The sequence below is a fragment of the Flagellimonas crocea genome (assembly GCF_033441595.1).
GTDB classification, from domain to species: domain Bacteria; phylum Bacteroidota; class Bacteroidia; order Flavobacteriales; family Flavobacteriaceae; genus Flagellimonas; species Flagellimonas crocea.
This window is the reverse complement of sequence record NZ_JAUZVX010000003.1, coordinates 478,022-490,271: the sequence shown is the minus strand read 5'-3', so window position 1 is coordinate 490,271 and position 12,250 is coordinate 478,022. Positions and strand designations below refer to the sequence as shown.

Annotated in this window: 14 protein-coding genes; 6 read left to right on the top strand and 8 right to left on the bottom strand. The window is 43.4% G+C overall.

The annotated features are described in order from the left end of the window. Positions 1–7: 7 nt before the first annotated feature. The gene (locus tag SD449_RS11635) at positions 8–763 is read left to right on the top strand and encodes an SDR family NAD(P)-dependent oxidoreductase (RefSeq protein WP_318310786.1); all 756 of its coding nucleotides are present in this window, start codon (positions 8–10) and stop codon (positions 761–763) included. Further along, on the top strand, positions 760–1,896 hold the full coding sequence (locus SD449_RS11630) for an ATP-binding protein (protein WP_318310785.1): 1,137 nt from the start codon (positions 760–762) through the stop codon (positions 1,894–1,896). Before SD449_RS11635 ends, SD449_RS11630 begins: the two co-directional genes overlap by 4 nt. On the opposite strand, the gene SD449_RS11625 is transcribed toward SD449_RS11630, so the two are convergent. Then, complete coding sequence (locus SD449_RS11625) at positions 1,893–3,812, bottom strand: amylosucrase (protein WP_318310784.1); 1,920 nt, start codon at positions 3,810–3,812, stop codon at positions 1,893–1,895. The two genes, SD449_RS11630 and SD449_RS11625, sit on opposite strands and share 4 nt — an antisense overlap. Next, positions 3,813–4,757, bottom strand: coding sequence for a carbohydrate kinase family protein (locus SD449_RS11620; RefSeq protein WP_318310782.1), 945 nt, complete (start codon positions 4,755–4,757; stop codon positions 3,813–3,815). A 151-nt stretch (positions 4,758–4,908) separates the two neighbouring features. Here SD449_RS11620 and SD449_RS11615 point away from each other — a divergent pair, with 151 nt between their 5' ends. Next, on the top strand, positions 4,909–5,634 hold the full coding sequence (locus tag SD449_RS11615; RefSeq protein ID WP_318310781.1) for a metallophosphoesterase family protein: 726 nt from the start codon (positions 4,909–4,911) through the stop codon (positions 5,632–5,634). 46 nt (positions 5,635–5,680) lie between these two features. Continuing rightward, the gene (locus SD449_RS11610) at positions 5,681–6,676 is read left to right on the top strand and encodes an acyl-ACP desaturase (protein ID WP_318310780.1); all 996 of its coding nucleotides are present in this window, start codon (positions 5,681–5,683) and stop codon (positions 6,674–6,676) included. A gap of 48 nt (positions 6,677–6,724) precedes the next feature. On the opposite strand, the gene SD449_RS11605 is transcribed toward SD449_RS11610, so the two are convergent. The 6 genes from SD449_RS11605 to SD449_RS11580 form a co-directional block, all read right to left on the bottom strand. Continuing rightward, a complete protein-coding gene (locus SD449_RS11605; RefSeq protein WP_318310778.1) occupies positions 6,725–7,288 on the bottom strand; it encodes a hypothetical protein in 564 nt (187 codons plus the stop codon). A 360-nt stretch (positions 7,289–7,648) separates the two neighbouring features. After that, positions 7,649–9,202, bottom strand: a complete 1,554-nt coding sequence (gene amaB, locus SD449_RS11600; protein ID WP_318310776.1) for an L-piperidine-6-carboxylate dehydrogenase — start codon at positions 9,200–9,202, stop codon at positions 7,649–7,651. A 70-nt stretch (positions 9,203–9,272) separates the two neighbouring features. Further along, positions 9,273–9,647: a DUF1304 domain-containing protein gene (locus SD449_RS11595; RefSeq protein WP_318310775.1), complete on the bottom strand. Its 375-nt coding sequence runs from the start codon at positions 9,645–9,647 to the stop codon at positions 9,273–9,275. Then, on the bottom strand, positions 9,644–10,186 hold the full coding sequence (locus tag SD449_RS11590) for a 3-hydroxyanthranilate 3,4-dioxygenase (RefSeq protein WP_318310774.1): 543 nt from the start codon (positions 10,184–10,186) through the stop codon (positions 9,644–9,646). Before SD449_RS11590 ends, SD449_RS11595 begins: the two co-directional genes overlap by 4 nt. Before the next feature lie 105 nt (positions 10,187–10,291). Further along, positions 10,292–10,804 (bottom strand): CAP domain-containing protein, encoded by a 513-nt coding sequence (locus SD449_RS11585; protein ID WP_318310773.1) that lies wholly within the window; start codon positions 10,802–10,804, stop codon positions 10,292–10,294. A 187-nt stretch (positions 10,805–10,991) separates the two neighbouring features. Then, complete coding sequence (locus SD449_RS11580; RefSeq protein WP_318310771.1) at positions 10,992–11,522, bottom strand: CvpA family protein; 531 nt, start codon at positions 11,520–11,522, stop codon at positions 10,992–10,994. A 60-nt stretch (positions 11,523–11,582) separates the two neighbouring features. Here SD449_RS11580 and SD449_RS11575 point away from each other — a divergent pair, with 60 nt between their 5' ends. Both SD449_RS11575 and SD449_RS11570 read left to right on the top strand, forming a co-directional pair. Beyond that, complete coding sequence (locus SD449_RS11575; protein WP_318310770.1) at positions 11,583–11,939, top strand: hypothetical protein; 357 nt, start codon at positions 11,583–11,585, stop codon at positions 11,937–11,939. After that, on the top strand, positions 11,940–12,248 hold the full coding sequence (locus SD449_RS11570) for an antibiotic biosynthesis monooxygenase family protein (protein WP_318310769.1): 309 nt from the start codon (positions 11,940–11,942) through the stop codon (positions 12,246–12,248). The last annotated feature ends 2 nt before the right edge of the window (positions 12,249–12,250 follow it).

Below are 12,250 nucleotides of genomic sequence, written 5' to 3'. Positions count from 1 at the left end.
ATTGAAAATGGCAAAAATAGCATTGATAACAGGGGCAACGAGCGGAATTGGGAAAGCAACGGCCAAACTTTTTGCAAAGCAAGGTTTCAATCTCATTCTTTGTGGGCGGAGACAGGAACGCTTGGAGCAACTCAGAAATGAGTTGGGAAGAGATACGGCCATTTTCACGCTTAATTTTGATGTCAGAAATCGTGAGGATGTTTTCTCGGCCATAGAAAGTTTGCCCAAGGAATTTTCCGAAATAGATATCTTGGTCAACAATGCCGGGAATGCCCACGGTCTGGACCCGATTGATAAAGGCAGTCCGGATGATTGGGATGCTATGTTGGATATTAACGTAAAAGGATTGCTCTACGTGTCCAAGGCCATCATCCCGAAAATGACGGAACGTAAATCAGGCCATATCATCAATATCGGTTCTACGGCAGGGAAGGAAGTGTACCCCAATGGAAATGTATACTGTGCCAGTAAGCATGCCGTGGATGCCATCAACCAAGGTATGCGGATAGATCTGAATGCATACGGAATTCGCGTGGGTGCCGTAAACCCGGGCTTGGTGGAAACGGAATTCAGCGATGTAAGGTTCAAGGGAGATTCGGAAAGGGCAGCTAACGTATACAAAGGATTTCAACCCTTAAGACCAGAGGATATTGCGGATATTATTCTGTTCGTGGTCACCCGTCCCTATCACGTGAACATTGCCGACCTTGTGGTAATGCCCACCGCACAAGCCAGCAGCACAATTGTGAACAAGGAATTATGATCAACAAACGCCTACTCGTAAAAAACTTATTGGCCCACAACGACGAGAATAGTTTTTACGACAAAAAGCGTTTTATATCCATTGGAGAAAAGGAAGGCAAGGCCAAGTTTTTAAAGCATGTCTGCGCTTTGGCCAACAGCAACCCCAAAAACAATTCCTTTATCGTGATCGGAGTGGAGGATGAGGACAATACGATTGTTGGCGTTGATTTTTTTGATGACAGCAAAATCCAAAACCTTGTCAATGCCTATTTGGACAACCCACCTCTGATTTCCTATGAAAATATTCCCTTTCCCCACTTGCCCGAAGGTAAGGTGGTCGGGTTGGTCACCATCAGGTCGAACGGAAAGGTCTGTGCCCTGCGCAAAAATATCTGGAAGTACTACGGGGGAGCCGTTTTCTTTCGTGAAGGCAGCATCAGCCTGCCCAAAGCTTTTGATATAACGTTGAAGGACATCAATTCCGAAAAGGTCGCTACCATTGAGCAGCATGCCCGGAACAATATCGAGTATACTTTGGACGCCGTATTGAATTTTTTCAATACAAGGCATCCGGATTTAACAAGCGATTACAAAGTGTTCAAAGAGCAGTTTGTCGTCTGTTGGGCAGGCAACAAGAAAAAAGTAAAGGGAAAGATCTATTATTCCCGAGTGGATATTGAACTCATCAACGAACAGGTAAAATTGTTCTATTCGGCTTTGGATGAAATTACCATTGATTACGATGACGATTCTTTCAAAACGCTGGAATATGTGCAACTGGGTTTGGGATCTCAGCAGAAATATTACCCGTTGGAAGAAATGACGATCACGTTTTCGGACAATGGGAAGTATACCATCAACAATAAATTGATATTTGAACCGCCACAGTTTGATAAAAAAACGTTGTACCACGTGTACAACACGAACAATGCCCTGCTCAAAAAGCTGGAAAGCCATATTCCCCTCACGGATTCCGAACACACGGATATGACACACCTTCCCGCGACATACCTCATTTGTTATTTGAACGGTTTTGAAGAGGCCAAGGATAAAATGGACGGTGCACGGGCATTGTTAAAAGCATATGATAGCCACATATACCAATCGCTGAAAGAGTCGCAACGGATATTGCGAAAGGTCAGGTATGCCTAGGATTTCATTAGCCAGAGCATCTGGTAGGGCATTAGTTCCAAAAGAGCACTGTTCAAGCCCATTTTTTCGTCGGATACCAAATCCAGCGGCTCTCCTTTACTGAAATAGCCCAATTTTTTGATCCAAGCACTATCAATAACCTGTGGGTTTTCATCAAAATTACAGATGACCAATAGCCCTTTTTTGTCCTCTGTCCTTTCAAAAGAAAAAACATGGTCATTTCCTGTATGGTACAGTTCAAGATTGTTATGGTCGGCAAAAACGGTGTTTTCCTTTCTTATTTTGATGAGTCTCTGAAGGGAATGGAATATTCTGGATTGGGGTGAATCCTCCTTGTCCAAGTTTGTGATGGTTTCCCAATCCTGCATCGGGCGGTTCACCCATCGGCTGTCCTCTTTTTTGGAAGCATCATTTTGGAAGGAGTAGTCGTTCAGTGTTCCAATTTCGTCCCCAGCGTAGATCAACGGAATGCCGCCAAAAGCCAATGTGATGCCGTGCAGCAGAACAATTTTCTTTACCGACTCTTCCAATAACGCTTCGTTTTTGGTTTTGATGGCTTTTTCAAGTCCCAATAAAGAAGCTGCACTTCCCGTGATGCGACCATCTCCCGTTTTTGGGTTGTACATAAAAAGCATTCCCGTGGCAGGTGACCAATCCAATCGTTGGCAATAATAGTCCAACAAAAATTTGCGGTGCATTTCGGGATTCCAGCCCAGTTCTTGGATCAGATGGTTTTCGTACCCCAATCCAATATCGTCATGGCAACGAATGTAATTGATCCACGTGCAATCCTTTGGTTTGGGCGGAACGTGCATCAAGCTTTTGTAGAGCAATTGTGTTTTTTTGGTGGCGATGGAATTCCATAATAGTGCCATTAAGGATGCGTTGTACGCCACTTCACATTCGTTGCCCCGTTTTTCCTCTTCCCCAAAATATTTTACAATGTCAGTGGGGGCCACAATGGCCTCTGCCAAAAGAATGGTGCCAGGCGCCACCACTTGAAGGCACATTCTGAACAGGGATATGAGGTTATGTGCTTCGGGCAGGTTTTGGGAAATAGTGCCGATTTTTTTCCAAAGGAAGGCAAGCGCATCAAAACGGACTACATCCACACCCAAATCCGTTAGCTTTATCAAATTGGTGAGCATCTCCAAAAATACTTCGGGATTGGTATAGTTGAGGTCCCATTGGTAGCTGTTAAATACGGTCATTACCCACTTCTCCATTTCGGGGATATAGGTAAAATTGCCTGGCGAGGTTTCGGGAAATACCTCCGGCAGGGTTTTTTCAAATTCTGCTGGGATGGTAAAGTCCTCGTAGGTGTAGTAGTAACTTTGGTATTTTTTATCCCCTTTCTTTGCTTTTTTGGCCCACAAAAACTCGTAGGAGGTATGGTTCACAACAAAATCCAGCATCAAGTAGATACCGTTTTTGCGAAAGGCCTTGGTCAATTCCAGTAAATCTTCTTTGGAACCGTATTTTTTGTCCACTTCCAGATAGTTGTTCACCGCGTATCCACCATCACTTTCGCCTTTTGGCCTTGTAGTAATGGGCATCAAATGCAAAAAGTTGATCCCAAGTTTTTTGAAATAGGGTATTTTTTCTTGAAGTCCTTTAAGGTCTTTATTAAAATTTTCTACATAAAGCTGCATCCCCATGAGCTTTTCGGACTGGTACCAATTTGCTGCGTTGATACGCTCAAGATCTTGTTTTTTTAAGTGGTCTGGCCTTTCCGCAAACAATTTCGGAAGAAGCCTCAACAGTTTCTGAAAATCTTTTTCGTGATGTTCTTCGGGGTATAAGGAGAAGAACTGCTTTTGAATCAAGGTAAGGTTAGTGGCCAATCGCAGCTCAAAGAGCTTTTCGGCATCCTTTTCTTTCTGTGCAATTAGTTTATGTAAGCTGGCTTGGTTCATTTATTTATCGAGCTGGTCCTTTGTGGGCAATGCCACAATGGCTCCGTAATTGGTAGTGGTAATGGCACCGGCCTTGTTGGCGGTAGCGACCATTTTTTCAAGCAATGAGAAATCCTCGAAAACAGGTTCAAAATTGCCCAAATCCGAAATTTGGTATAATAGGCATCCGATAAAGGCATCGCCGGCACCTGTGGTGTCAACAGGGTTTACTTTTACACTGGGAATTACTTTTTTGTTGCCGTTCATGCTCAGCAAGGTTCCTTCTTTTCCCAAAGTAACGGTGATTATTTTTGTTCCCACCTTATGCAGGGCATCGCATGCCTCATGTAGGTCTTCCTTCCCCGAAATCAGTTGTGCTTCTTCCTGGCTGAACTTGCACAAATGTGATTTCTGCACATAGGGCATACATTTTTTTATGAAGGTTTCCTCATCTTCCTTCCAAAGGTCGCTTCTGTAATTGGGGTCGAAACAGATGAACATTTCTTTGGTAAGGCCATCAAAAAGGTATTTGCTGTATGTTTTTTCCAATGGTCCCCCCAAAAGAGCGGTCGCCGCTCCCAAGTGAAGTATATTCCCGCCAAGATTTTTTCTTAGGTCTGGGTTATAGGTAAGTTCCTTATCGGCGCCTCTGCTAAAAACAAAATCACGTTCCCCATCTTCCGATAACGAGACAAATGCAAGCGTGGTAAAGGTATGGGAAAGTTGGACCAACGAAACATCCACTCCTTCGTTCTTCAAGGTTTCCAATAGAAATTTGCCGAACGGATCATCACCTACACATCCGATAAAAATTCCGTTCCCGCCCAATTTTGCTATGGCGCAGGCCACATTGGCTGGGGCTCCGCCTGCTTTTTTGGTGAATTCGTTCGCTTTGGATAGGTCGCTTCCCTGCCTTTCGGCAACAAAATCTATCAAAACTTCACCAATGCAGTATACTTTTTTCATATCACTTCGGATTATTCTAAGGTACACAGAAAATGATACCACGTCCAAAAAAGAGTTAGGTTTATTTAAACCAGAGGTTAAATACGTTATAAAGCCGCCATGATTTTTCATCGGCAAACCATTTGTATGTAATATTGTCAAAAACTATTTTATGCGAACACTTGTAGTGGGCGACATCCATTCCGGGGTAAGGGCTTTGGAACAACTTTTGACAAAAGCCAAAATATCTCCGAAAGATCATATTATTTTTTTGGGCGACTATGTAGATGGCTGGAGCACGGCGGTGGAAACCGTGGACTTTTTGATTCAACTGCAAAGCGATTACCATTGTACATTTATCAGGGGCAACCATGATGAACTTTGCAGGGCCTGGCTGGTCGACCAAAATGAAAACCCGCAGTGGTTGGCCCATGGCGGAACTGCTACAAGAAACAGTTACCTAAATGCAGATAGGGACAAATGGGAAGAGCATATCAAGTTTTATAAAAGTCTCAAAAATTATCATTTGGAGAATGATAACAGATTGTATCTGCATGCAGGCTACACCAACCTCAAGGGAATAGATTACGAGTATTTTCAACAATCCTTTTATTGGGATAGAACACTATGGGAACTTGCCACTGCGCTAGATCCAAGTCTAAAGCCAACCGACCCCAAGTTTCCAAAAAGGTTGACGCATTACAAGGAAGTTTTTATTGGCCACACTCCGCTTTCTAAGAAAGAGTTTGTAAAACCACAGAACAAGGCCAATGTTTGGAACGTGGACACTGGTGCCGCATTTATGGGAGGTTTGACAATGCTTGATGTTGAGACCAAGGAATATTGGCAAAGCGACCCCGTACACACGTTTTATCCTGGCGAAATAGGAAGAAATTAACACTCATTCATTTTTTTATAATGACCTTTGTAAAAAACCCCGTATTATGTCGACGAAAAATGTAAGATTGGAAGTGATGCAAGCGATAGAACCCAAAGTAGGAGGGTATATCGATGAATTTCTTATCCCCGCTGAAAAGATATGGCAACCTACAGATTTTTTGCCCGATTCACAGAGCGATCATTTTTTTGATGAGGTAGAGAAAATCCGCGGTGAGGCCAAGGAACTTGGATATGATTTTTGGGTCACCCTTGTTGCCGATACCATTACCGAGGAGGCGCTACCCACTTATGAGTCCTGGTTAATGGATGTGGAGGGTATAGACCAGCACAATGGCAAGGACAATGGGTGGAGCAAATGGGTACGTGCATGGACTGCCGAGGAGAACAGGCACGGTGATGTCCTGAACAAATACCTTTATCTGTCCGGGCGGGTGAACATGAGAGAGATTGAAGTAACTACGCAACATCTTATATCCGATGGGTTCGACATTGGAACCGATAGGGATCCCTACAAGAATTTTGTTTACACCACTTTCCAAGAGTTGGCCACCAATATATCCCATAAGAGAGTGGGGAAGATGGCAAAAAAGAAAGGAAATAATCTGCTGGCAAAAATGTGCACCATTATTGCCGGTGATGAGATGAGACACCATCTGGCATACCGTGAGTTTGTAAAGACCATTATGGGGCAAGATCCCGATGGAATGGTATTGGCCTTTGCCGATATGATGAAGAAAAAAATAGTAATGCCCGCACACTTTTTAAGGGAATCCGGAGGAAGCATTGGTGAAGCATTTGAGCAGTTTTCCAATTGTGCCCAGCGTTTGGGAGTATATACGGCACAGGATTACATCGATATCCTGAAAAAGCTGAACGATTATTGGGAAATCGGAAATTTGAGAGGGTTGTCCGACCAAGCGGAAAAGGCCAGGGTATATCTCATGAAGCTTCCGGAGAGGTTGCAACGAATCTCGGAGCGTATGCAATTTTCACAAGATCAATACCGATTCAAGTGGGTAGAGGCCAACGGAATGTTGTAGAAAGACAGGTCGGTCTGTAATTGTGTAAATTCGTAAGCACCTGTTTTATCAATATTTACCTGCCCTATGTTTTTCCTGCCATTGGAATAATTGTTCCCATAGGCCCTCGGAGGCCATTTTAGCCTGCATGGGCCATGATGCGGGGTCATGGATACGATACCGTTTTCCTCCTGAGTCCAGCACCTCCTGGCACTTATTGGCAGACGTTTCAGCCAGTGCTTTCCATGTTTTTATGCCATAATCATGAAATAACACTTCAATTTTGGGGCCGATGCCCTCTACAATTTTAAGATCATTCTCTTTAATGCTTTTTCCAAAAGCGGCTTTGGCTTTTTTTGGGTCGAACAAGGATTGCTCTTTTTTTGAGGCGCCCAAATTCCCAACAGTATCGACTTGCTTGGTTTTTAAGGTATAGTTGTCCAATCTTTTTCGGCAAAGGTCCAGATCGGTTTTCAACTTCGCATTTTCTATTTCTAGACTATGGAGCTCGTTGGATTTTGGTGATACAGAAGGGACATCCGATTTTCCGAAAAAATAACCAAGGATTGCGGAAACGATTCCCGTTATGGCCAAAATAATCCAATACCATATAGTTGAAACCTCCCATTCCATGATTTAATCTGTTAGTGATGTCAATCACTCATTAAAGTATTAAAAAAATCTTAATTTTTTAAAATAAATATAGGGAAAGAGATATTTTTTGGGCAAATCCTTGGCTTTGTAAGAAAATTCCAAATCCAAAAACAAAACAAAAGATACCAACCATACACTTTTTACAACCAATGGTAAGATACTCCTTAATTTGTCGACAAAATATTTTGAAATTTGAGACTCAATATTAGGTGAAGAACCCTGTTTCTCCCGACAAAGTTACGGCATTGGAGCGGGGTTTTAAAGTTAAGTTTGAGTTAGTTAAGTTGGTTTTAAAGACTGCCCATTTAGTGTGAAATCCAAATGGGCGGCTTTTTTATTTTATAGGTCGAACTTAATGCCCTGTGCCAATGGAAGCTCAGTAGTATAATTTATGGTGTTGGTTTGTCGTCGCATGTAAATTTTCCAAGCATCGGAACCGCTCTCTCTTCCTCCACCAGTTTCTTTTTCACCACCAAACGCACCTCCAATTTCAGCTCCCGAAGTACCGATGTTTACGTTAGCGATACCGCAATCGGAACCTTCAACGGAGAGAAAGCGTTCTGCTTCACGCAGGTTGTTTGTCATTATCGCGGAAGAAAGCCCCTGTCTTACTCCGTTTTGCATATCAAGGGCATTTTCAAGGTCGCCTGAATATTTCATAATGTACAGTACGGGTCCAAAGGTTTCATGCTGAACAATCTCAAAGTGGTTTTCGGCTTCGGCAATGGCCGGTTTCACGTAGCAGCCACTTTCATAGCCTTCACCTTCCAGGACTCCTCCTTCAACTAAGATGTTCCCTCCCTCGGCCTCTACTTTTTCGAGTGCGTTCAAATAATTTGTAACGGCATCTTTATCGATCAATGGACCAACATGGTTGTTTTCGTCCAAAGGGTTACCGATTCGTATCTGTTTGTAGGCGTCTACAATGGCATTTTTGACCTTATCATAAATATCTTCGTGAACGATTAATCGGCGTGTGGAGGTACAGCGTTGTCCGCAGGTTCCTACAGCTCCGAATACTGCCCCGATAACGGTGTTCTTAATGTTGGCATCGGGTGTTACTATAATCGCATTGTTCCCGCCAAGCTCCAATAAGGATTTTCCGAGTCGCTCTCCCACAGTTTTGGCAACAATTTTTCCCATTCTGGTGGAACCTGTAGCCGAAATCAATGGAATTCGTTCGTCTTTGGTCATGAATTCGCCAACTTTATAATCGCCGGTGATCAAACAAGAAATACCTTCGGGCACCCCATTTTCAGAAAATACACGGGCCGCTATATTTTGACAGGCAACGGAAGTCATCGGTGTTTTTTCGGAGCCCTTCCAAATACAGGCATCTCCACATACCCAGGCCAAAGCGGTGTTCCATGACCAGACAGCTACGGGGAAGTTGAAGGCGGAAATGACCCCGACCACGCCCAGCGGATGGTATTGCTCGTACATGCGGTGGCCCGGACGTTCGCTGTGCATGGTAAGTCCGTGCAATTGGCGCGATAGACCTACGGCAAAATCGCAGATGTCTATCATTTCCTGAACTTCGCCCAAACCTTCTTGGTAGCTCTTGCCCATTTCATAGGATACCAATTTTCCCAACGGCTCCTTTAATCTACGCAGCTCATCATTGAATTTTCGGACAACCTCGCCACGTTGCGGGGCGGGCATAGTTCTCCATTTCTTAAATCCTTGTTGGGCGGTGCTTATTACTTTCTCGTAGTCCTCGCGAGTAGTGGCCTTTACTTTGCCGATTAGGGCGCCGTCAACAGGGGAGTACGATTCTATGATTTCCCCATTGGAAAACCAATTTTCTCCGGTTGAGGTTCCGTTGTTTGTGTTGTTGAGCCCCAATTCCTTAAGGGCATCTTCTATTCCAAAAGCAGTTGCTATTTTTGACATTTATAACTTTTTACAAGTGAATTGTTATATTTTTACAATATTACAAATAATCTTCAAGCCTATAAACGGTTTACAGGAATTGATTCACCAATAATAGCAGTATTCCTATCAATGCCGGGAGCGCTTGGACCCTAAATATTTTTTTTGATGCCGTAGCCGCACCATAAATCCCGGCGATTGCCACACAGCCCAAAAAGAAAAGCCCCACATAGATTTGCCATGCATCGTCCTGAATAATCAGGGACCAAAGAAGGCCTGCTGCCAAAAATCCATTGTAGAGGCCTTGATTGGCCGCCAATGTTTTTGTGGGTTCAAAAAGTTCATCGGGAAAGGTGCGGAACACCTTTTTTGCCTTGGTGGTCCATGCGAACATTTCCAGCCATAAAAAATAGAGGTGCAGCAATGCCACGATACCAATGATGATCTTTGCGAAAAGGAGGATCATTCTTCTTTAGCAATAAAACGTTCGTCCACGGGCATTACGGTGCCACAATTATCACAAGTACGTAATTCTTCGGAACCGTAAAAATGCTTAAAATGGCCCAAGAAGTCCTTTTCGATATCGTTGAGCTTAAAATAAACCTCGTACAGTTTGTGATTGCAGTTATCACAGAACCACAATAGGCCATCTTCGGCATCTAGGTCGAACCGTTTTCGTTCCACCACCAATCCAATGGAACCTTCTTGACGTGCAGGGGAATGCGGAACCTTTGCAGGATGCAGGTACATGTCACCGGGGCCCAGTTTCATGGTCTTTTTCTTTCCATCTTCCTGTATGTGGACCTCTATGTTGCCCTCGAGCTGATAAAAAAGTTCCTCGGTCTCGTTATAATGATAGTCCTTTCTTGCATTTGGTCCCGCAACGATCATTACAATATAATCGCCGGATTCTTTGTACAAATTTTTGTTGCCCACCGGGGGTTTGAGGGAGTCGCGGTTTTCCTCGACCCATTTGGTGAGATTGAAAGGTGCTTTTACTGCCATGTTCAAAGATTTTAGGAAAGGTAAAAAAAACCTTGATGGCAACATAGCGATTAACAAAAAAGACCCACCAACTGGCAGGTCCTTTCCTATATTGGTACAGTTTGGTTATTGCACTTTAATAAAAATCTGTGTGTAATAAGGCCTTCCGTCCTTATCCAGTTGAACGCTCAAGGTTGTGTGCGTAAAATCGCCTTCCATTGCTTCTTTGTGCGTTGGGCTGTTGAGCCATCCTTCCAGAGTCTTTTCCGCGGAGGTGTAATATCGTGCCACGTTTTCCGAAACGCTTACGGCGTTGGTTTCTTGAGCGATTTTGGAAGCCCTATCGTTAAAGTTGTCGTGGCTCAAGCTATTTTTGGAGATCATGTAAACGTTATGTTCCTCGGCGTATTTGTAGGATGGAGCGCTATTTTCCAAAACTTTGAGCCCAATGGTGGCTCTATGGTTGTTTACCAAATCCATCAGATCGTTCTCAATTGCAACAGGATCAATGGGAGCTTTGTCGTTGCCAAATGCAGCCTCCACGTATTCTTGCTCTTCTTCTTGAGTGGTGGATGTACTGCAACTGGATAGGGCAATACAAAACACCACGAGCAGCAAAGTGCCATGTATTTTTTTCATTTTCGGGTTGTTATCGGGAGTGTTCTAAGTTCCCTAGTGTTCTCGTTTGCTAATCTAGTGGAGACTTCCTTGTTTTCAATGAATTTTCCATGTTTGGACAGATTATCACGTTGAAATACAGATGGCTGAGGTCAAATATGATTTTCATTGATCAAAACAGGCGTTTTATCGATAAAAGAGGAAGATGTCAGATGATTTCCTCGTTGGTTTCGATTTCATCGGAAGGAGTGTTTTCTTCATCATCAAAAACATAGGAAAATACCAAATTCCCAATTTCCTTGATGGGCTCATAGAAAACGGATTCTTCTTTGGTTTCCTCGTTGATCAGTCCCAAGGGAGAGGAAAGCTTTTCGAAGAAAATGAGGAATGCCCCCAAAATTACGGCGACCTTTAGCGCACCAAAAATGCCCCCAGCAATTTTGTTCAATAATCCAAGCATGGCAAAATCGGCAATCTTGGTCAGGAACTTTCCTGCTAGGTTCACCACAATTATGATAGCAAAAAAAGTGATCAGAAAAGCGGCAATTTTCAAATATTGGTCGCTCCAATCAAACTGTTCGGCAAGGTAATCCCCCGTGATGTACGAAAAATGTATGGCACCGTATATTCCGGCAATCAAGGCAATCAAAGAGGCCAATTCTACAAAAAGGCCATTTTTTAAGCCTTTGTATAGGCCCCACACCAACAGAATTCCGATGATAATATCCAAAAAGCTCATACAAGGGTTTTAACAAATATAGAATATTGATTTGTACCTTTGGTACTCATAGTAAAACACATGTCAAGAGACGAGCAATTAAAGGAACGATGGGAATTTTTGGTGGAGAAACTGTCCGCCCAATTTTCCGATGGCGACCCGCTTGAATTGGATGGGATCGTTTATTTGGTCGGAGTTCAGGAACTGGGCAATTTTCATCGTAAATTTAAAAAGGACGAAAAGGTCAATTTGATGCATATTGCCATCTGCAGATTGCTGGAACCCTACGGTTACTACGATTTTGATTTTTTTGATGAGGACGGATGGCCCCACTATAAAATAAAAGAACAACTACCTCCCTTAAAAGCAGGTGAGCAGGCCATTTTGATGAAGGAAGCACTGGTCAATTATTTCTTGGAAAAAGAGTACATCAGCTAAATGGAACCACAAAAGACATACTACGCTGTAATTTTTACCAGCCTTAGAACCCCTGGGGACCAAGGTTACGCTCAAATGGCGGAAGAAATGGAAACTTTGGCCAGAAAGCAGCCCGGTTTTTTGGATATTGAGAGTGCCAGGGACGGACTGGGAATCACGGTAAGCTACTGGGAAAGTCTGAAAGCCATCGCGGATTGGAAAGCCAATATGGACCATCGACAGGCCCAGAAAAACGGGATAAAAACATGGTATTCCTGGTACAAGGTCAGGATTTGCAAGGTGGAACGCGAGTACGAATTCAATACATAGAA

Coding starts and splice junctions, on each gene's coding strand:
- SD449_RS11635 (WP_318310786.1), top strand. CDS start 8: ATGGCAAAAATAGCATTGATAACAGGGGCAACGAGCGGAATTGGGAAA.
- SD449_RS11630 (WP_318310785.1), top strand. CDS start 760: ATGATCAACAAACGCCTACTCGTAAAAAACTTATTGGCCCACAACGAC.
- SD449_RS11625 (WP_318310784.1), bottom strand. CDS start 3,812: ATGAACCAAGCCAGCTTACATAAACTAATTGCACAGAAAGAAAAGGAT.
- SD449_RS11620 (WP_318310782.1), bottom strand. CDS start 4,757: ATGAAAAAAGTATACTGCATTGGTGAAGTTTTGATAGATTTTGTTGCC.
- SD449_RS11615 (WP_318310781.1), top strand. CDS start 4,909: ATGCGAACACTTGTAGTGGGCGACATCCATTCCGGGGTAAGGGCTTTG.
- SD449_RS11610 (WP_318310780.1), top strand. CDS start 5,681: ATGTCGACGAAAAATGTAAGATTGGAAGTGATGCAAGCGATAGAACCC.
- SD449_RS11605 (WP_318310778.1), bottom strand. CDS start 7,288: ATGGAATGGGAGGTTTCAACTATATGGTATTGGATTATTTTGGCCATA.
- amaB (WP_318310776.1), bottom strand. CDS start 9,202: ATGTCAAAAATAGCAACTGCTTTTGGAATAGAAGATGCCCTTAAGGAA.
- SD449_RS11595 (WP_318310775.1), bottom strand. CDS start 9,647: ATGATCCTCCTTTTCGCAAAGATCATCATTGGTATCGTGGCATTGCTG.
- SD449_RS11590 (WP_318310774.1), bottom strand. CDS start 10,186: ATGGCAGTAAAAGCACCTTTCAATCTCACCAAATGGGTCGAGGAAAAC.
- SD449_RS11585 (WP_318310773.1), bottom strand. CDS start 10,804: ATGAAAAAAATACATGGCACTTTGCTGCTCGTGGTGTTTTGTATTGCC.
- SD449_RS11580 (WP_318310771.1), bottom strand. CDS start 11,522: ATGAGCTTTTTGGATATTATCATCGGAATTCTGTTGGTGTGGGGCCTA.
- SD449_RS11575 (WP_318310770.1), top strand. CDS start 11,583: ATGTCAAGAGACGAGCAATTAAAGGAACGATGGGAATTTTTGGTGGAG.
- SD449_RS11570 (WP_318310769.1), top strand. CDS start 11,940: ATGGAACCACAAAAGACATACTACGCTGTAATTTTTACCAGCCTTAGA.